Consider the following 18,497-nt stretch of genomic DNA (forward strand, 5'->3'; position numbering starts at 1 on the left):
ACCGCTTCGATCAGCGATCAATGCTCGGCAATGGCCTTGCGCCGTGGCGCCTCGTCGCCATGCTCATCGGCTTCGAGCAACGGCACTTCATTACCTTCGGCATCGAACAGCTTGCCATCCTTGAAGTAGTCGCCATCGCGCAATGCCGAGATGTCCGAGTACTGGATGGTGCGCTCGTAGGCGGCGGCAAATACCGACTGTTGGTCCGAGTTGCCAGTGGTGAAGTGGTTGAAGATCAGGTTGAGCAGAATTGCCATGATCGCCGCCGAGCTGATGCCGGAGTGGAAAATGGTCTCGAACCAGTTTGGGAAGTGGTGGTAGAAGTTCGGTGCGGCGATCGGGATCATGCCAAAGCCCAGCGAGGCGGCGACGATGATCAGGTTGACGTTGTTCTTGTAGCTGACCTTGGACAGGGTGCGGATGCCACTGGCGGCAACGGTGCCGAACAGCACGATCCCTGCACCGCCCAGCACCGGCGTCGGCACTGCGGCAATCACCCGGCCCATGATCGGCAGCAGGCCCAGCACGACCAGGATCACACCACCGGTAGCGACCACATAGCGGCTCTTGACCCCGGTCACGGCCACCAGGCCGACGTTCTGGGCAAAGGCGCTCTGGGTGAAGGAGCCGAAGATCGGCGCGAGAATGCTCGAGGCCATGTCGGCGCGCAGGCCATCACCCAGGCGCTTGGAATCGACCTTGGTGTCGATGATGTCACCGACGGCGAGGATGTCCGCCGAGGTTTCCACCAGGGTCACCATGATCACAATGCACATCGACAGGATCGCAGCGATGTGGAAGGTCGGCATGCCGAAATGGAACGGGGTAGGGAAGGCGAACATTGGGCCTTCGGTGACCTTGCTGAAGTCAGCCATGCCCAGCGACCAGGCGATCAGGGTTCCGGCGACCATTGCCAGCAAGATAGACAACCGCGAGATAGCCGCGCTGCCCAGTTTGCTCAATAGCAGGACGATGGCGAAGGTCGCCGCCGCCAAGCCGATGTTGGCCATGCTGCCGAACTCCGGCGAGGCGCTGTTGCCGCCCATCACCCAGCGTGCAGCGACTGGCATCAGGGTCAGGCCGATGGTGGTGATGACGATACCGGTCACCAACGGCGGGAAGAATTTGGTAATGCGCGAGAACACCGGGGTAATCAGAAAGCCGATCAGCGAAGCCGCCATGACCGCACCCAATACACCCTGCAGGCCACCGCCGCCTTCGCTACTGAGGATCGCGCCCATGGTCGCCACACCGGCGAACGACACACCCTGTACCAGCGGCAACTGACAGCCGAAGAACGGTAGGCCCAAGGTCTGCAACAGCGTCGCCAGGCCACCGGCAAACAGCGAGGCGGCGATCAGCAGGCCGATTTCTGCAGGGTTCAAACCTGCAGCCTGCCCCAGGATCAGGGGTACTGCAACGATCCCTCCATACATGGTCAGCACGTGTTGCAGACCATAAGCCAGGTTGGCACCCAGCCCGAGGTTTTCGTCCTCGGGGCGTTGGGCGGGAGACGTGCTAGGGGACGTAGTCATGGAGCAGGCTCTCTGTTTATTGTTGTGCCGCTACTGTAGACACTTCCTACATTAGATGGCCACAAAAATTGTATACAATATTTTGATTGGAGCGCGCACAAGGGTGGCCGCAAACAGCGCGTTTACTGAATGCAGAATGCGTTCCAACTAGTCAGAGGCGGTGCAGGATGGATGTGTACAAGCGCCCAGACGCCCCGCAAGAAGCTGTCTGGGTAGACAGGAAACAGAAGGTGGGAAGTACGTTAGCTAGCTAAGAGATATCAATCTTCGATGAGTTCGCGCAGTTCGCGCATCATTTCGGTGCTGTCAGCCAGGTTCAATTCCACAAGACGGTGCAAATGGCTCATCGAGTCGAGGTCGATGTGCAGGCAGACGAATCCGAGCCGGTCGGGTTCTTCGTGACGCAGTTCGACCTGCATGCGCAGCTGGGTCTGTTGGTCACTAAGATGGATGACTGCATCGAAGTCTTGCGTGGCATCGGCGTCCCATGGTTCAGGTCGTTGGATCAGCAGCCCTTTGAGCGACAAATCGAGCAATTTTACCGGCCAACGTCGGTCGCCCTGACGCAATTCGGTGGGCGCATCGAAGGCAATGCGCTGAAAGCGCCGGCGTTCATCGTGGTTGCTCATGGGAAAGCCCTCCGGAGTACATCCTGACTATAGTTAATTTCGTACCTGCATCAGGTAAAGCAAACGGGCAGCAAAGGCTCTAGACCAAAGCAAGTGTGGCAATGCGCGATGACACGCCCTAGACTCGATGGGCGGTCTTTCCAATCCACCAGCTGGAAGTAAACCATGAACAACAATAATAGCCTGCTACGCCACCTTCCGTGGCTGGCGCTGGCAGTCCTGGGAGCCTGTGCGCTGGGTGTGGTTGCCCTGCGTCGCGGCGAGGCGATCAATGCCTTGTGGATCGTGGTCGCGGCAGTGGCTATCTACTTGGTCGCCTATCGCTACTACAGCCTGTTCATCGCCACCAAGGTGATGCAACTGGACCCCCGTCGGGCGACGCCCGCGGTACTCAATAACGATGGTCTGGACTATGTCCCGACCAACAAGCACATCCTCTTCGGTCACCACTTCGCGGCGATCGCCGGTGCAGGGCCGCTGGTCGGTCCGGTGCTCGCGGCGCAGATGGGCTATTTGCCCGGTACGCTGTGGCTGATCGCGGGCGTGGTGCTGGCCGGTGCCGTTCAGGACTTCATGGTCCTGTTCATGTCCACCCGCCGCAACGGCCGCTCGCTGGGCGACATGGTGCGCGAGGAGATGGGCAGGATCCCTGGCACCATCGCCTTGTTTGGCTGCTTCCTGATCATGATCATCATCCTCGCGGTGCTGGCGCTGATCGTGGTCAAGGCCCTGGCCGAGAGCCCATGGGGCATGTTCACGGTGATGGCGACCATCCCGATCGCGATGTTCATGGGCATTTATATGCGCTACATCCGCCCGGGGCGTATCGGTGAGATTTCGCTCATCGGTGTGGTCTTGCTGCTGCTGTCGATCTGGCTGGGGGGCCTGATTGCCGCAGATCCGGTTTGGGGCCCGGCCTTCACCTTCACTGGCGTGCAGATCACCTGGATGCTGGTCGGCTACGGCTTCGTCGCGGCGGTGCTGCCGGTCTGGCTGGTGCTGGCGCCGCGTGACTACCTGTCGACCTTCCTCAAGATCGGCACCATCGTTGGCCTGGCCATCGGTATCCTGATCATTGCGCCGGAACTGAAGATGCCGGCCCTGACCCAGTTCACCGACGGCACCGGTCCGGTGTGGAAGGGCACGCTGTTCCCGTTCCTGTTCATCACCATCGCTTGCGGTGCGGTGTCCGGCTTCCATGCGCTGATCTCTTCGGGGACCACGCCCAAGCTGCTCGACAACGAAACCAACGCCCGCTACATCGGTTACGGCGGCATGCTGATGGAGTCGTTCGTCGCCATCATGGCCATGGTCGCCGCTTCGGTGATCGAGCCAGGCGTGTACTTCGCCATGAACAGCCCGGCCGCAGTAGTCGGCGCCGACGTCGCATCGGTGGCGCAGACCGTCAGCAGCTGGGGCTTCTTGATCACCCCTGAGCAACTCGAAGCGGTTGCCCGCGACATCGGCGAGCACACCATCCTGGCCCGTGCCGGCGGTGCGCCAACCTTGGCGGTGGGTATCGCGCAGATCCTCCACCAGGTGTTGCCGGGTGAGAACACCATGGCCTTCTGGTACCACTTCGCGATCCTGTTCGAGGCGCTGTTCATCCTCACTGCAGTGGACGCCGGTACCCGTGCCGGGCGCTTCATGCTGCAAGACTTGCTGGGCAGCTTCGTGCCGGCGCTCAAACGCACCGAGTCGTGGGCGGCCAACCTGATCGCCACCGCGGGCTGCGTAGCGCTATGGGGCTACCTGCTGTACCAGGGCGTAATCGATCCGCTGGGCGGCATCAACACCTTGTGGCCACTGTTCGGTATCTCCAACCAGATGCTGGCGGGTATCGCCCTGATGCTCGGCACCGTGGTGCTGATCAAGATGAAGCGTCAGCGCTACATGTGGGTCACCCTGCTGCCTGCGGTATGGCTGCTGATCTGCACCACCACTGCTGGCTTGATCAAGCTGTTCGATCCGAACCCGGCAGTCGGCTTCCTGGCCCTGGCCAACAAGTACAGCGTGGCGCTGGATGCCGGTCAGGTGCTGGCGCCGGCCAAGGACATCGGCCAGATGCAGCACGTGATCTTCAACGCCTACACCAACGCTGGCCTGACGATCCTGTTCCTGCTGGTGGTCTTCAGCATCCTGTTCTTCGCCCTCAAGGTTGGCTACCGCGCCTTGGGTCACAAGGAGCGCAGCGATAAAGAAACCCCATTCCAGGCCTTGCCTGACGCGTAAACGAGAGGATTGCAGCTATGTTCAACGACCTGGGTCGACTGGGTAAGTACCTGGGGCAGGCTGCCCGCCTGATGGTCGGCATGCCCGACTACGACAACTATGTCGAACACATGCAGGGCAAGCATCCGGACAAGCCGGTGATGAGCTACGAGGAGTTCTTCCGAGAGCGCCAGGAAGCCCGTTACGGTGGCAAGTCGGGGCCTAAGTGCTGTTGAACCAGCGGCAAGCGTGAACCTGTGGGAGCCTGGGTAACCGGCTCCCACTTTCATTTTCGGCTTGAGGAGATTTCTGCGTGCAAGCGCCCATTCCCGTAACTGTCCTGACCGGCTTTCTCGGTGCCGGCAAGACCACCCTGCTCAAGCACATGCTCAAGGCCGAGCATGGCCTGAAGCTGGCGGTGATCGAAAACGAGTTCAGCGAAGCCGGCATCGACAGCCAGTTGCTGGGCGATGAGCCAGTACAGGTCATGACCTTGGCCAATGGCTGCGTGTGCTGCACCATCCACACCGACCTGACCAAGGCCCTGTACCTGCTCCTGGAGCGCCTGGACGCTGGTGAAATCGCCTTTGACCGGCTGGTGATCGAATGCACCGGCCTGGCTGATCCTGCGCCGGTGGCGCAGACCTTCTTCATCGACGAGGAACTGCGCGAGCGCTACATCCTCGACGGCATTATCACCTTGGTCGATGCCGCGCATGCCGAGCTGCACCTGACCCAGGCCATCGCCCAGGCGCAGGTGGGTTTTGCCGATCGTCTACTGCTGAGCAAGACCGATCTGGTCGAGCCGCAGGCGGTGCAAGCACTGCGCGACCGGCTGGCGCGGATCAACGGTCGAGCGGGCATCCGCGTGGTTGAGCATGGCCGCATCGATCTGGCCGAACTGCTCGATGTGCGCGGCTTCAACCTCAATACCGATTTGGGTGTGAGCCTCAAGCCAAGCTTGCGCCCGGTGCTCAAACCGGCCACCCCGGACCGCATCTCGACCTTGGTCCTGCGCACCGAAACCGCGCTGGATATCGACCGCCTCAGCGACTTCATGAACGAGCTGCTGGAAAGCCACGGCAAGCAACTGCTGCGTTATAAAGGCGTGTTGAACATCGCCGGAGAACAGCGCCGACTGGTGTTCCAGGGCGTGCTGAAGCTGTATGGCTTTGACTGGGATACTGAGTGGAAACAAGGGGAAGCGCGGGAGAGCGTGATGGTGTTTATTGGTGATGAGTTGCCAGAGGAGAAGATTCGTTCAGGCTTCGACGCATTGAGCGCGGACTGAAGATGCAGATCGCATCAAGGCTGCCTGGCGCATGCCGGTAAGTTTTGTAACGCACTTCAGGTTCTGCACTTGGCGCAAGCTCAACAAAAAACCGCTACCAGTTACCTGGCAGCGGTTTTTTCATACCCGACGATCAGGCCGTCGGATAGGCGCTCTTAGTTGCCGTAAACCGGCAGCTTCTTGCAGATAGCCTTGACCTTCTCACGCACGGCGTCGATCACCGCTTCGTTGTTCAGGTCGGCGAGGATGTCGCAGATCCAGCCGGCCAGCTCGCGGCACTCGGTTTCCTTGAAGCCACGGGTGGTGACGGCTGGGGTGCCGAAACGCAGGCCCGAGGTGACGAATGGCGAACGTGGGTCGTTCGGCACCGAGTTCTTGTTGACGGTGATGAAGGCTTTGCCCAGTGCGGCATCAGCGTCCTTACCGGAGATTTCCTGCTTGATCAGCGACAGCAGGAACAGGTGGTTTTCAGTACCGCCGGAAACCACGTCGAAACCGCGCTCGATGAACACGCTGGCCATGGCCTGGGCGTTCTTCACCACTTGCTGCTGGTAAGCCTTGAACTCAGGCTGCAGGGCTTCTTTGAAGCAGATCGCCTTGGCTGCGATGACGTGCTCCAGCGGGCCACCTTGGGCGCCTGGGAATACTGCCGAGTTGAGCTTCTTCTCGATGTCGGCGTTGGCACGGGCCAGGATCAGGCCGCCACGTGGACCGCGCAGGGTCTTGTGGGTGGTGGTGGTGACCACGTCGGCGAATGGCACTGGGTTCGGGTAGACGCCAGCGGCGACCAGACCGGCGACGTGAGCCATGTCGACGAACAGGTAGGCACCGACCTTGTCGGCGATTGCGCGGAAGCGTGGGAAGTCCAGCACCTGCGAGTAGGCAGAGAAGCCAGCAACGATCATCTTCGGCTTGTGCTCGACAGCCAGACGCTCGACTTCGTCGTAGTCGATCAGGCCGTTGCCGTCGATACCGTACTGGATGGCGTTGTACAGCTTGCCGGAGGACGAAACGCTGGCGCCGTGGGTCAGGTGACCGCCGTGGGCCAGGCTCATGCCCAGGATGGTGTCACCGGCCGACAGCAGGGCCAGGTAGACCGCGGCGTTGGCCTGGGAACCGGCGTGTGGCTGGACGTTGGCGTAGTCGGCGCCGAACAGTTCTTTGGCGCGGTCGATGGCCAGTTGCTCGACCACGTCGACGTACTCGCAACCACCGTAGTAGCGCTTGCCTGGGTAGCCTTCGGCGTACTTGTTGGTCAGTACCGAACCCTGGGCTTCCATGACAGCTGGGCTTGTGTAGTTTTCCGAAGCGATCAGCTCGATATGCTCTTCCTGACGCTGAGCTTCTTGCTCCATGGCGGCAAACAGATCGGCGTCGTACTTGGCAATGGTCAAATCACGGCTGAACATGGCGGTCCTCAAGGATCGGGGCAGAATTGGGTGTGCATTCTAACCGATTGATTCGCCCCTGGCATATGAAGTGGCGTCATGTCGCGGACCAATGGAGTTCATGTGGCATGCCGCGGCCCATCTGGGCTGGCTGGGATTTTCAGTTGACTCTCAGGTCCGTTTTTAAAAGCCGGTGCAGATGAGCAGAATTCGCCTCACTGGAACATGAACAGCGTCTCGTTACTGAACTGCGCCTCGAACTGATTGGCCGGCATCGGCCGGCCGAACAGGTAGCCCTGTACCTCGTCGCAGCCATGTTCGCGGAGGAACTCCAACTGCTCATGGGTCTCCACGCCTTCGGCGATCACTGCCAGGTTGAGGCTGTGAGCCATGGCGATGATAGCGCGGGCGATCTGCGCGTCCTGTTCGCCTTCAGGCAACCCGTCGACGAAGGTGCGGTCGATCTTCAGCACATCGATGGGGAACTGCTTGAGGTAGTTGAGTGACGAGTAGCCGGTGCCGAAGTCATCGACCGCGATGCTCAGCCCCAGCATTTTCAGGCTGTCGAGGATCTGCATCGCCTCATGCACTTCGCGCATCAGGATACTTTCGGTCAGTTCAAGCTCCAGGCACGCCGGCGGCAGGCCGGTTTCTTCAAGGATGGTGGCGATCCGCGTGCCAAGCTGACCATCGGAGAACTGCCGCGCCGAGATGTTCACCGAGACCTTGGGCACCCGTACCTTGGCCTGGTGCCAGGCCTTGAGCTGGCGGCTGGCCTCGCGCAGCACCCAATCGCCAACGTCGACCACCAGGCCGAGCTCTTCGATCACCGGGATGAAGTCCCCCGGCGGCACCAGGCCGCGCCGCGGATGCCGCCAGCGCAGCAGCGCCTCGGCGCCGGTCAGGCGTTTGCCATCACCGCTGAACTGCGGCTGGTAATAAAGGATGAACTCGTTCTGCTCCAGGGCATGGCGCAGGTCGCTCTCCAGCTCCAGGCGCTCCAGGGCGCTGGCGTTCATCTCGGTCTGGTAGAACTGGAAGTTGTTCTTGCCGCGCTCCTTGGCGTGGTACATGGCGGTGTCGGCGTTCTTCATCAGCTGGCTGAGCTCGCTGCCATCCTGCGGGCTCAGGGCGATGCCGATGCTGGCAGTGACGAAGAACTCGCGGTTCTCCAGGACGAAAGGCCGCACCAGGCTGCCGAGGATATTCTCGGCCACATGGATGGCGCGGTTCAACGCCTGCTCGCGCGAAGCCTTGGGTTGCAGCAGCAGAGTGAATTCGTCGCCGCCCATGCGCGCCACGGTGTCGTCGTTAGCGACGCACTCAAGCAGACGCTGGGCCATGTCCTTGAGCATGCGATCGCCTGCGGCATGGCCGAGCGAGTCGTTGATCGGCTTGAACCGGTCAAGGTCAAGGAACATCAGCACCACCCAGGATTTTTGCCGTTCGGCTTGCTGCAGGGCGGTATACAGCCGGTCCTGGAACAGCGTGCGGTTGGGCAAATGGGTCAGGGCGTCGTAATACGCCAGGCGGTGGATGCGTTGTTCGCTGGCCTTGCGCTCACTGATGTCGGTGAAGAAGCACACGTAGCTGGCCAGGTCGCCCTCGTCGTCGAGCACAGCGGTAATCCCGACCCAGGCCGGATAATGCTCGCCATCGCGACGCTTGAGCCACACCTCGCCCTCCCAGCTGCCACGCAGGTGCAGCTGCTTGAGGATATAGCCCAGGTGCGCACCCTGTTGCTCTTCGACGGTGAGCATGCCCGGCAGTTGGTCGAGCACCTCATCGACCGCATAGCCACTGACCCGGCTGAACGCTTCGTTGGCCTGGACGATATAGCCGGCAGGGTCAGTGATGAGGATGGCCGAGGTCGAGTGCTCGAATACCGTGGCAGCCATGCGCAGGTCTTTTTCGGCTCGGCGCTGTTGGCTGATGTCACGGCCCACGCCGAGAACGCCTTCGAAGCGCTCGTGCTCATCCCACACCAGCACCAGGCGCAGTTCGATAGGGATCTTGCGGCCATCGGCGCGCAAGCAGTCGAATACAAACAGCTGGGTGGGCAGTTCGCGGCGCAGTTTGGCCAGCTGCTCAGGGTCATCAAGGACCTTGCTGACCCGCTCCATCAGGCTATAGATGCCTGTCAGTTGAGCTGGATTGGCGACGATCGATTGCCAGCCGTTGTCGAAGATCCAGTCGGCCTGATAACCCAGTACCGCCAGCACCGAGGGGCTGACGTAGTTGAGTTGCAGGTTGTTGTCGGTAGAGAAGATCACGTCGCTGATGCTTTCGGCGAGCATACGGTAGCGCTGCTCGCTGTCACGCAACGACTCGCTGGCCTCGATCTGCACCGTGACATCCTTGCCTACGCCGATGATGCGGGTGACCTGGTCATCGCTGTCGCGGGTCAGCACCTGCTCGCGGATGTCGTAGCAGCGCCAGTTGCCATCCCGGTGGCGGAAGCGCAGCTGGCAGTGCAGCGATTGGCTGTGCCCGCTGTCGCGCTGTAGCTGGCGCAGCTCGCGATAATGCGCGGCGTCTTCGGGGTGAAGCAGCAGCTCCCAGAAGCGGTCGCCCATCTGCGCCAGTTCGGCGCGGTCGTAGCCCAGGGTCTGGCCCAGGTGGCGGTTGCTGAAGATCATCCGCTGGCTGGCAACGTCCTGCACATAGAGCTGGTCGGGCACGGTGCGCACAACGTCCGACCAGAAGCTCTCGCGCTCGAGCAACGACAGCTCGACCTGCTTGCGGCTGGTGATGTCGCTGATACTGAGGATCACCGCCTGGTAGTCGCGGCGTTGCAATGGCAGGCGCGACATCAGCCACAGGTGCAGCTCGCCGCCCAGGGGGGCGGGCAGGCGCACTTCCAGTTCGAGCAGCATGCGCTGCTCGATCAACGCATCGATCAGTTGCATGCCAACGCTGTCACGGCCATCACCGGTACCTTCGATCAGCCGCTGCCAGGCGCCCTCGTTGCACTGGACATTGAGCAGTTGGCGGGCGACTTCATTGATCTCGGTGATCTTCAGTTCTTGCAGCAACGAGCGGCGCAAGCCAGGGTCGAGCGCCAGGCTTTGCTTGAGGGCGGCATGATTGCGCAGGTGATAGCGGTCGAGTTGTCCGGGCAGGCTGGACAAGTCCAGCACGCACAAGGCCACGCCCGTGCCATCGAAGATCTCCTGATAGCGTCGTCGATCTTCCTGCAAGGCGCGCTGACGACGGCGCATGTTGATCAGCGCGAGCAACGGCAGCAGCGCGCAGATCAGCACCAGCAGGCATTTGCCGATCAATGCGGGCAGTAATTTCTGCTGCGCATGGCCGACGTCATACAGACCGCGCAGTTGCCAGGTGCTGTTATCGATGAATGCCAGCATCACACTTTGTAGCGGCTGGTCACTGACCGGGGTAGGCCCATGGCGTTCGAGCACTTCGCCACTGCGGCTGTTTTCCAGCAGCCAGAGTGGGTGATCGGGGCCGTCCAGGTGCGCCGTCAGTTGCAGGTAGTAATCCGCCGACAGGCGCAGTAGCCAGTAGCCGCGGCCCTGTTCGGCAGGTTGGCGCAGCAGCAGATAGATCAAGCTGTTGTCGGGCGAATTGGTGAAGAAGTAGCTGCGTCCTTGATTGAGTTGGAGTAGCTCGTCAATCATCTGGCGGTCGGGACTGCCCTCGAAGCTGTCGCTCAGAATCCGTCCACTGCTGTCCAACCAGGCTACATGGCGCAGGCCAGGCAGGCGCGCTTGCAAGGTTGCGCGCAGCGCTGGCAGCGCTTCGGGCGTCGGCGGTTTGACATAGGGCTGCACCAGGTTCACCGCCTGCTGCGCTTTGAGTGCCATGTTCAGGTTCAGGTGATCGGCCAGTTCAGCGCTCGCTATCAGGCTGTGTTGGCGCAGATCGGCCTGGGTATGGCGGAACTGGGCGAACAGCTGCCACAGCAGCAGGCCCAGTAAAACCAGCGCCAGCAAGGCCAAGGTGCCCTTGAGTGAGCCACGCAGGGAGGCGGTCCCGGCAGGGGGGGCAGGGCGCAAGATTGACGGTTGGTTGAGATTGGTCAAGCGGTGGTCCTGCGATTGGGCTGGCGATGGCAGGGACGGTACATGCATGGGCCGTGCCTGTGCCTGAGCACGGCGCGCACTATAAATCTGTAGACATGGAGCCGGCTAGCATGCCTGCAAATATGGCAAAGTGCCAGTGTGTAGTCGGGTTGCCGACGGTCGTGCTTGGCTGGGGCTGGTCGGCAAGTCCCTGCAACCTGTGCGAGAATGCCGGCCGCTTCATTGTCAACGCTTCTGGAGATGTACGGTTTTGGTTACCCACTATTCCACCAATGGCCTCGATTCCGCCTGCGGGCGCAGCAGTCAGACCCTGGTCAGCACTGTCGTGGCCGATGACGTATCTTGCAAGTCCTGCCAGCGCACGCTGAGCAAAGCGGATGCCGCTGCCGCTACTGTGCGCAAGAGCCCGTCGTTGGCTGAACTGCGTAAGTCGGCGAAGGCGGTTGCCGAGCCTGTCGCTGTTGCTGGCGCACCTGTGGCCAAGCCGGCCGCCGCCAAGCCTGTCAGCAAGCCTGTGGTTCAGCCTGTCAGCAAACCCGCGGCGACGCCTGGCTACAATGCCAAGGCTGCGTGGGCTGCGCGTCTGGCCGAGCAGGCCGGCAATCGCCTGCCGCGTGGCGTGCAAGCGAAGCAGCGTCGAGCCTAAGCCCGCTGGCAGCCTGTTGCGCCCTGATCGCGGGGCAAGCCCGCTCCCACGCAACTGCCATTGGCTGTCGTGGGAGCAGGGCACGCAATTTTCTCGCGGACCGGCTTCGCTCCGGTCCGCCATCCGGCCATCTGTATAACGTCACGACTTGGCGTAGAATGGTCGACTTTGTTCAATGACACCCCGTAAACACATCCCCCTGGCATCAGCCAGGTCGTACGTCGATGTCTTTACCTATCTGATAGAGGGCTTGGTTTTGGCTCAATACGTCTACACCATGCATCGGCTGAGCAAGGTCGTGCCGCCGAAGCGGGAAATTCTGAAGAACATTTCCCTGTCGTTCTTCCCTGGCGCCAAGATTGGCGTGCTCGGCCTCAACGGCTCGGGTAAATCGACCTTGCTGAAAATCATGGCCGGCGTCGACAAAGAGTTCGACGGCGAAGCCCGGCCGATGCCGGAGCTCAATGTCGGCTACCTGCCGCAGGAGCCGCAGTTGGACCCTACCAAGACCGTGCGTGAAGTGGTCGAGGAAGCGGTCAGCGTGATCAAGGACGCCCAAGCGCGTCTGGATGAGGTCTACGCCGCCTACGCTGACCCGGATGCCGACTTCGACAAGCTGGCTGCCGAACAGGCCAAGCTCGAGGCGATCCTGCAGGCTGCCGACGGCCATAACCTGGAGCGCCAGCTGGAAGTCGCCGCCGACGCCCTGCGCCTGCCGGCCTGGGACGCCAAGGTCGAGCATCTGTCCGGTGGTGAAAAGCGCCGTGTGGCCCTGTGCCGCCTGCTGCTGTCGGCCCCTGACATGCTCCTGCTCGACGAACCAACCAACCACCTGGACGCCGATTCGGTGGCCTGGCTGGAGCGCTTCCTGCACGACTTCCCGGGCACCGTGGTGGCGATTACCCACGACCGCTACTTCCTCGACAACGTCGCCGGCTGGATCCTCGAACTGGACCGCGGTGCGGGTATCCCATACGAAGGCAACTACTCGGGCTGGCTGGAGGCCAAGTCGGATCGTCTGGCGCAGGAATCCAAGCAGCAGAGCGCCCACGAGAAGGCCATGAAGGAAGAGCTGGAGTGGGTGCGCAAAGGCGCCAAGGCTCGTCAGTCGAAATCCAAGGCCCGTCTGGCTCGCTTCGAAGAAATGCAGTCGCAGGAATTCCAGAAGCGCAGCGAGACCAACGAGATCTACATCCCGGCCGGTCCGCGCCTGGGCGACAAGGTCATCGAGTTCAAGAACGTCACCAAGGGCTACGGCGATCGCGTACTGGTCGAGAACCTCTCGTTCGCCATGCCTAAAGGCGCCATCGTGGGTGTGATCGGTGGTAACGGTGCCGGTAAATCGACCCTGTTCCGCATGCTGATGGGCAAGGAGCAGCCAGATTCGGGCAGCATCGAGATCGGTGAAACCGTGCAGCTGGCCTGTGTCGACCAGAGCCGCGAAGACCTCGACGGCAACAAGACCGTGTTCCAGCAGATCTCCGACGGTTCCGACCAGATTCGCATCGGCAACTACGAGATCCCGGCGCGCACCTACGTTGGCCGCTTCAACTTCAAGGGCGGCGACCAGCAGAAGTTCGTCAAGGACCTCTCCGGTGGTGAGCGTGGCCGTCTGCACCTGGCCCTGACCCTGAAGGAGGGCGGCAACGTCTTGCTGCTCGACGAACCGTCCAACGACCTCGACGTCGAAACCCTGCGTTCGCTGGAGGAAGCCTTGCTGGACTTCCCGGGCGCCGCCATCGTGATTTCTCACGATCGCTGGTTCCTGGACCGTGTGGCTACCCACATCCTGGCATACGAAGACGACTCGAACGTGGTGTTCTTCGAAGGTAACTACACCGAGTACGAAGCCGATCGCAAGAAGCGCCTGGGCGATGCTGCTGCCCAGCCGCATCGGGTACGGCACAAGAAGCTGGCGCAGTAAGCCGGTTTTAGCTGCACAACAATGGGGCCCTTCGGGGCCCCATTGTTGTGCCTGTTGCAAAGCGCTGTGTGGGAGCGGGCTTGGCGTGCGATGGCGCTTTTAGGGCTATTTAATCGCGGGCTCTGTCGCTATCGCGGGGCAAGCCCGCTCCCACGATGATGTGTGTGGTTTTGTATACACTTATATAAAACGCACCAAATAATTTCATAAAAACGACATTTCGCCCTGTTCCAGTGCGATTGCTTCTTGGTAAAGTCGGGAAAAAACCAATAAGTCCAATCCTCTCTTGGTGAGATGTCTAGCATGATCGAATCCGTCGACGACTTCCTCGCGCGTCTGCAACAACGCGACCCTGCCCAACCCGAATTCCACCAGGCCGTGGAAGAGGTCCTGCGCAGTCTGTGGCCTTTCCTCGAAGCCAACCCGCATTACCTGCAAGCCGGTATTCTCGAGCGAATCGTCGAGCCGGAGCGCGCCATCCTGTTCCGCGTGTCCTGGGTCGATGACCAGGGCAAGGTCCAGGTCAACCGCGGTTATCGTATCCAGATGAACAGTGCCATTGGCCCGTACAAGGGGGGCCTGCGTTTCCACCGCTCGGTGAACCTCAGCGTGCTGAAGTTCCTGGCCTTCGAGCAGACCTTCAAGAACTCCCTGACCTCGTTGCCGATGGGCGGCGGCAAGGGCGGTTCGGACTTCGATCCGAAGGGCAAGAGCGATGCCGAAGTGATGCGCTTCTGCCAAGCGTTCATGAGCGAACTGTACCGCCACATCGGTGCAGACCTGGACGTACCCGCCGGCGATATCGGCGTGGGGGCGCGCGAGATCGGCTTCATGTTCGGCCAGTACAAGCGCCTGGCCAACCAGTTCACCTCGGTGCTGACCGGCAAGGGCATGACCTACGGCGGCAGCCTGATTCGTCCAGAAGCCACCGGTTACGGCTGCGTGTACTTCGCCGAAGAAATGCTCAAGCGCCAAGGCCTGCGCATCGACGGCCGCCGAGTCGCCATCTCTGGCTCGGGTAACGTCGCTCAGTACGCTGCGCGCAAGGTCATGGACCTGGGGGGCAAGGTCATCTCGCTGTCCGATTCCGAGGGCACCCTGTTCTGCGAAGCCGGTCTGAGCGATGCGCAGTGGGATGCTTTGATGGAGCTGAAAAACGTCAAGCGCGGGCGCATCAGCGAGCTGGCTGATCAATTCGGCCTGGAGTTCCGCAAGGGCCAGACCCCGTGGACCCTGGCCTGTGACATCGCCCTGCCGTGCGCGACGCAGAACGAACTGAACGCTGAAGACGCCCATGCCCTGCTGCGCAATGGCTGTATCTGCGTGGCCGAAGGCGCCAACATGCCGACCACCCTCGACGCTGTGGATATCTTCATCGAGGCGGGCATCCTCTACGCCCCGGGCAAGGCTTCCAACGCCGGTGGCGTGGCCGTCAGTGGCCTGGAAATGTCGCAGAACGCCATGCGCCTGCTGTGGACCGCCGGTGAAGTGGACAGCAAGCTGCACAACATCATGCAGTCGATCCACCATGCATGCGTGCATTACGGCGAAGAGGCCGATGGCAAGGTCAACTACGTCAAGGGCGCGAACATCGCGGGCTTCGTTAAAGTGGCCGATGCGATGCTGGCGCAGGGTGTGGTTTAACACGCGCTTGCGGGACGGCCTCCAGGCGCATGCCTGGGGGCTTTGATTACTTGCGCCGATAGGCTCGTGCCGCGCCCTGATCCTTTTCCTGCTGCCACTCCCGATCACGCTCATCCCAGAAGCGTTCGCGATAGTCGCGCAAATCTTCGTTGCTCTGCATTGCCTGGCACTGCCGGAAGCCATCATCCCAGCCGCTTTCATACTGGCGGTTGTGCAGATAGCGGGGCACATCCTTGCGAAAATCTCCGACCATCAACCCGGCAGCCTGACGGCCGCTGCTGCAGCCATCCTGGAAACCATCGGCATAAGCCGGTGGATAGCCTTGGTTGACCATTTGCTCATGGGTGGACTGGCAACCTGCAAGCAACAACGCTATCGACAAACCGAGCCAGCACCGCGACATATCCACAACCTCCGAGCAATGTGGAAAGTCTAGGGGCTGGTTTGTCGTGATGCTGTCAAAACGCCGTTAATGCAGCATTGTGGCCTACGCCAACCCGTGGCGGACCGGGCTTGCCCCGCGATGGCGCCAACTCAGTAGTGATACCACTTGAGCTCCAGCATCACCTCGTTCTGCGCTGAAGCCAAATGGCTGAACTCGCGCTTGGCACTCAACCGCAGCCCCAGGTCTGGGCTGATTTCCCACTGCTGATTCAGACTCACACTGCGTCGAACCTCACCATTGGTGAAGTAGTCGCCCTTGGCCTCCAGGGTCAGGTTGCCCAGGCCATTGCGCCACAGCAGCCCCCCATTGAAGCCTGCAGCCGGGGAGATGAATTCGGCGAAGTCGTTGTGATGCTCGACCCGCACCGTACCCAGGGCAAAGCCGAGCAAGCCATCGGCCAATTGCCATGTCCCGCCAGCGCCACCGTTGACGTGACTCACCAGCACTTCGTCATCATGTTTGCCCGGCACCCGCTCAAGCCCCCCGGCCACCTGCCAAGACAGTGGCTTGAGCAGCTCGTTACGCGGTGTCAGCGAGCGAATGGTCGCCAGGTCCAGGCGCTGTACCTGCCAGTCGTTGCCTTCGTATTGGCGCAGCTTGAGCTGAAGAATCTCGATCTGCGCACCCAGCGGGAAGCCGTAGGCGTTGTCGTTGAGGTCGTGATAGGCCATGCGCAAGCCGTACTCGGCATAGGCACGGTCGTCACGGCTGCCCACGCCCAGTTGCCAGGTGCGCGACTGGTGGCCGTTCTCTGGCAGTCCAGGGCGCTCGATCTGCAGCGGCGGCGGTGGGTTGCGGTTGATCGCCCGCAGCAGCTCGAAGCTACGTTTGGCCTGGCCTGGATCGCGCTCCTGGCCGTTGGCACGGTAGCGCTCCAGGCGATACGCCGCGTCCTGCACCAGCGCCTGGCGCTGACGGGGCAGGGCGGTGAAGTCGGGGTTTTGCAGGTGTGCGGTGTCGGCACTTAGCGCCAGCACCTGTTGTTTCTCCTGATGATCGAGCGCATCGGCCCGCGCCAGCAATTCGCGCTCACGCGAGGGGCGGTAGCGCACACCGGAGACCAGCCCCGACTGCTTGACTGCCTTGACCGTATCGGTCGGGATCGCCGTGAGCGGGAACTGCGAAGTCAGGTCCAGCCCTGGTCGGGCTACCTGCAACAACTCCAGTAGGCGATAGGAGCAGTTTTCGTCGAAGAAGAAGTAATCGAACTGGATCTGCTTGAGCTCCCAGACATGCTCGACCATGCGCCCGGTTTCTTGTGGGGTCAGGTCCAGCTGGTACTCCCACAGGTCGCGGTTTTCCAGGCTGCGGTATTCGGACAATTTTTCCTGGTAGGGCATCAGCGCGAACAACCCGGGATAGCCGCCCATCAGCCCTTTCCAGGCATACAGGATGCTGTTGTCGCTGCCTTCGATATAGGCGCCGAAGTTGATCGCGTAGCTCAACAGGGTGGTGTCGTCATCGCGGGTCTTGGCCTGGTCGATGCGCAGCAGGGTGTGGCCGAACATCGACGACGGGCTGTTCAAGTAGGCTGCCGGGAATATCAACACCGCGCTATGCGGGTCGACCGACTGGTACCACTGGCGATACTCCTGGCAATCGGGCTGCGGCAGGTCTTTGAGGTCAAGCTGCTCGCGCAGCCAGCGGGTGCGCGCCGGGAACACGCACTGGGCGTGTTTATCGCCAAGGCTGGCCGGCGCATACAACGCCTGCACGGTGGCCGCCAGCTCACGATCGGGGTGGTGGCCGCCATCCTCGGCAAGGAAGAAGTTTTTATCGTCGACATAGCTGCGCCAGCCGCCAAGCTTGCCGGTCTCATAGTGACCAAGGGCGATCCAGTAGGGCGTCGCCGCCAGCTGTTGCAAGCGTGCCGGGTCAACCTGGGGCGCAGCGTGAAGCTCGGCGCTGGCAAGCAGCGTCAAAAGGGCAAGGCGTTTGAGCATGTCGGGCAACTACGTCTGAATGATGCCGATGGTGGAATGCCAAACCCGCCCCGAAACCGGGGCGGGAAGGGCCGGACTCAAGCCTCGGTGGCGTACTTGGCCAGTTGTGGGTCGCTCTTGAGCACGGCAAGGGTGTTGCTGTGCACGGTTTCGGCGGTGACATCGGCGCTGGAGAAGATCTCGCCGAAGTGCTGGTGGGTGACCGCGGCAAAGTGCGCACGGTCTTCAGGCGCTACACCGAGGACCACAGCATAGGTGGTCAAGGCTTCGCCCTGGCCCTGGGCCATGTCTTCGGAAAGCTCGTTCATCATGCCGTTCATGGCGAACCAGGACTTGCCGCCGTAGGTCAGCGAAGCCTTGGTCGAACAGCCGTTGGTGCCGGAAGTCATACCGAACGTGGCGTTGCCGGATGTGCCGTTGGTGGTGGAAGCCAGGAAGTGGGCGGGAGTGCCGCGCTGGCCTTCGAACAGCATGTTGCCCCAGCCGCAATTCGGGCCGCCTGGCGCTTCGGCCATGGCGTTAAGCGAGACGACGGTGAACAGGGTACCCAGAAGAATCCGTTTCATAGCTTTGTTCTCTTTCTCAGTAGACGTACCAATGGTCAGGGGTTCTGGCAACGCCGTTGCCAGGTCGGGAAAGCAAACCGCCAACCCGCGCAAGGTTGGAGTTTAGGCATGATCCAAAGGTTGCGTAGCTTATTGCGAAAAATTGCATCGCTAATCGCCGTATCCTTGCTGCGACATAAAGTCCCAGTGAGCCTTGCAAGGCGCGGGCAGGCAGCGCCAGAATGCCTCC

At 61.4% G+C, this 18,497-nt stretch carries 13 protein-coding genes; 6 read left to right on the forward strand and 7 right to left on the reverse strand.

The features are described from left to right. Nucleotides 1-17 precede the first annotated feature (17 nt). Nucleotides 18-1,535 carry a nucleobase:cation symporter-2 family protein gene (locus OIU19_RS08685; protein WP_186554246.1) on the reverse strand — a complete coding sequence of 506 codons (1,518 nt, stop codon included), beginning with the start codon at nucleotides 1,533-1,535 and terminating at the stop codon, nucleotides 18-20. Between the two features lie 260 nt (nucleotides 1,536-1,795). Beyond that, nucleotides 1,796-2,164: a PilZ domain-containing protein gene (locus OIU19_RS08690; RefSeq protein WP_264234688.1), complete on the reverse strand. Its 369-nt coding sequence runs from the start codon at nucleotides 2,162-2,164 to the stop codon at nucleotides 1,796-1,798. 165 nt (nucleotides 2,165-2,329) lie between these two features. On the opposite strand from OIU19_RS08690, the gene OIU19_RS08695 reads away from it, so the two are divergent. From OIU19_RS08695 to yjiA, 3 genes are all read left to right on the forward strand, one after another. Next, nucleotides 2,330-4,396: a carbon starvation CstA family protein gene (locus tag OIU19_RS08695; protein ID WP_186554244.1), complete on the forward strand. Its 2,067-nt coding sequence runs from the start codon at nucleotides 2,330-2,332 to the stop codon at nucleotides 4,394-4,396. Between the two features lie 17 nt (nucleotides 4,397-4,413). Further along, nucleotides 4,414-4,611, forward strand: a complete 198-nt coding sequence (locus OIU19_RS08700) for a YbdD/YjiX family protein (protein ID WP_119145888.1) — start codon at nucleotides 4,414-4,416, stop codon at nucleotides 4,609-4,611. A gap of 77 nt (nucleotides 4,612-4,688) precedes the next feature. Beyond that, nucleotides 4,689-5,666, forward strand: a complete 978-nt coding sequence (yjiA, locus tag OIU19_RS08705; RefSeq protein ID WP_264234689.1) for a GTPase — start codon at nucleotides 4,689-4,691, stop codon at nucleotides 5,664-5,666. Between the two features lie 155 nt (nucleotides 5,667-5,821). Here yjiA and glyA read toward each other — a convergent pair whose 3' ends face one another. Then, the gene (gene glyA / locus OIU19_RS08710; RefSeq protein ID WP_186554242.1) at nucleotides 5,822-7,075 is read right to left on the reverse strand and encodes a serine hydroxymethyltransferase; all 1,254 of its coding nucleotides are present in this window, start codon (nucleotides 7,073-7,075) and stop codon (nucleotides 5,822-5,824) included. A 194-nt stretch (nucleotides 7,076-7,269) separates the two neighbouring features. Further along, nucleotides 7,270-11,100 (reverse strand): bifunctional diguanylate cyclase/phosphodiesterase, encoded by a 3,831-nt coding sequence (locus tag OIU19_RS08715; RefSeq protein ID WP_264234690.1) that lies wholly within the window; start codon nucleotides 11,098-11,100, stop codon nucleotides 7,270-7,272. A gap of 250 nt (nucleotides 11,101-11,350) precedes the next feature. On the opposite strand from OIU19_RS08715, the gene OIU19_RS08720 reads away from it, so the two are divergent. From OIU19_RS08720 to gdhA, 3 genes are all read left to right on the forward strand, one after another. After that, nucleotides 11,351-11,746, forward strand: coding sequence for a hypothetical protein (locus OIU19_RS08720; protein ID WP_264234691.1), 396 nt, complete (start codon nucleotides 11,351-11,353; stop codon nucleotides 11,744-11,746). Nucleotides 11,747-12,002: 256 nt separating this feature from the next. Then, the gene (gene ettA / locus OIU19_RS08725; RefSeq protein WP_186554239.1) at nucleotides 12,003-13,670 is read left to right on the forward strand and encodes an energy-dependent translational throttle protein EttA; all 1,668 of its coding nucleotides are present in this window, start codon (nucleotides 12,003-12,005) and stop codon (nucleotides 13,668-13,670) included. Nucleotides 13,671-13,973: 303 nt separating this feature from the next. After that, complete coding sequence (gene gdhA, locus OIU19_RS08730) at nucleotides 13,974-15,314, forward strand: NADP-specific glutamate dehydrogenase (RefSeq protein WP_264234692.1); 1,341 nt, start codon at nucleotides 13,974-13,976, stop codon at nucleotides 15,312-15,314. 46 nt (nucleotides 15,315-15,360) lie between these two features. On the opposite strand, the gene OIU19_RS08735 is transcribed toward gdhA, so the two are convergent. The 3 genes from OIU19_RS08735 to OIU19_RS08745 form a co-directional block, all read right to left on the reverse strand. After that, nucleotides 15,361-15,717 (reverse strand): hypothetical protein, encoded by a 357-nt coding sequence (locus OIU19_RS08735; RefSeq protein WP_264234693.1) that lies wholly within the window; start codon nucleotides 15,715-15,717, stop codon nucleotides 15,361-15,363. 131 nt (nucleotides 15,718-15,848) lie between these two features. After that, nucleotides 15,849-17,702, reverse strand: a complete 1,854-nt coding sequence (locus tag OIU19_RS08740) for a DUF4105 domain-containing protein (protein WP_264234694.1) — start codon at nucleotides 17,700-17,702, stop codon at nucleotides 15,849-15,851. Nucleotides 17,703-17,779: 77 nt separating this feature from the next. Continuing rightward, the gene (locus tag OIU19_RS08745) at nucleotides 17,780-18,268 is read right to left on the reverse strand and encodes a DUF3015 domain-containing protein (RefSeq protein ID WP_186554236.1); all 489 of its coding nucleotides are present in this window, start codon (nucleotides 18,266-18,268) and stop codon (nucleotides 17,780-17,782) included. Nucleotides 18,269-18,497: the final 229 nt, after the last annotated feature.

It is taken from the genome of Pseudomonas sp. BT-42-2 (genome assembly GCF_025847435.2).
Classification (GTDB): domain Bacteria; phylum Pseudomonadota; class Gammaproteobacteria; order Pseudomonadales; family Pseudomonadaceae; genus Aquipseudomonas; species Aquipseudomonas urmiensis.

What these genes read in the sequence shown, in the direction of transcription:
- OIU19_RS08685 (WP_186554246.1), bottom strand. Translation starts at nt 1,535, where the DNA reads ATGACTACGTCCCCTAGCACGTCTCCCGCCCAACGCCCCGAGGACGAA.
- gdhA (WP_264234692.1), top strand. Translation starts at nt 13,974, where the DNA reads ATGATCGAATCCGTCGACGACTTCCTCGCGCGTCTGCAACAACGCGAC.
- OIU19_RS08690 (WP_264234688.1), bottom strand. Translation starts at nt 2,164, where the DNA reads ATGAGCAACCACGATGAACGCCGGCGCTTTCAGCGCATTGCCTTCGAT.
- OIU19_RS08735 (WP_264234693.1), bottom strand. Translation starts at nt 15,717, where the DNA reads ATGTCGCGGTGCTGGCTCGGTTTGTCGATAGCGTTGTTGCTTGCAGGT.
- glyA (WP_186554242.1), bottom strand. Translation starts at nt 7,075, where the DNA reads ATGTTCAGCCGTGATTTGACCATTGCCAAGTACGACGCCGATCTGTTT.
- OIU19_RS08740 (WP_264234694.1), bottom strand. Translation starts at nt 17,702, where the DNA reads ATGCTCAAACGCCTTGCCCTTTTGACGCTGCTTGCCAGCGCCGAGCTT.
- OIU19_RS08695 (WP_186554244.1), top strand. Translation starts at nt 2,330, where the DNA reads ATGAACAACAATAATAGCCTGCTACGCCACCTTCCGTGGCTGGCGCTG.
- OIU19_RS08700 (WP_119145888.1), top strand. Translation starts at nt 4,414, where the DNA reads ATGTTCAACGACCTGGGTCGACTGGGTAAGTACCTGGGGCAGGCTGCC.
- OIU19_RS08745 (WP_186554236.1), bottom strand. Translation starts at nt 18,268, where the DNA reads ATGAAACGGATTCTTCTGGGTACCCTGTTCACCGTCGTCTCGCTTAAC.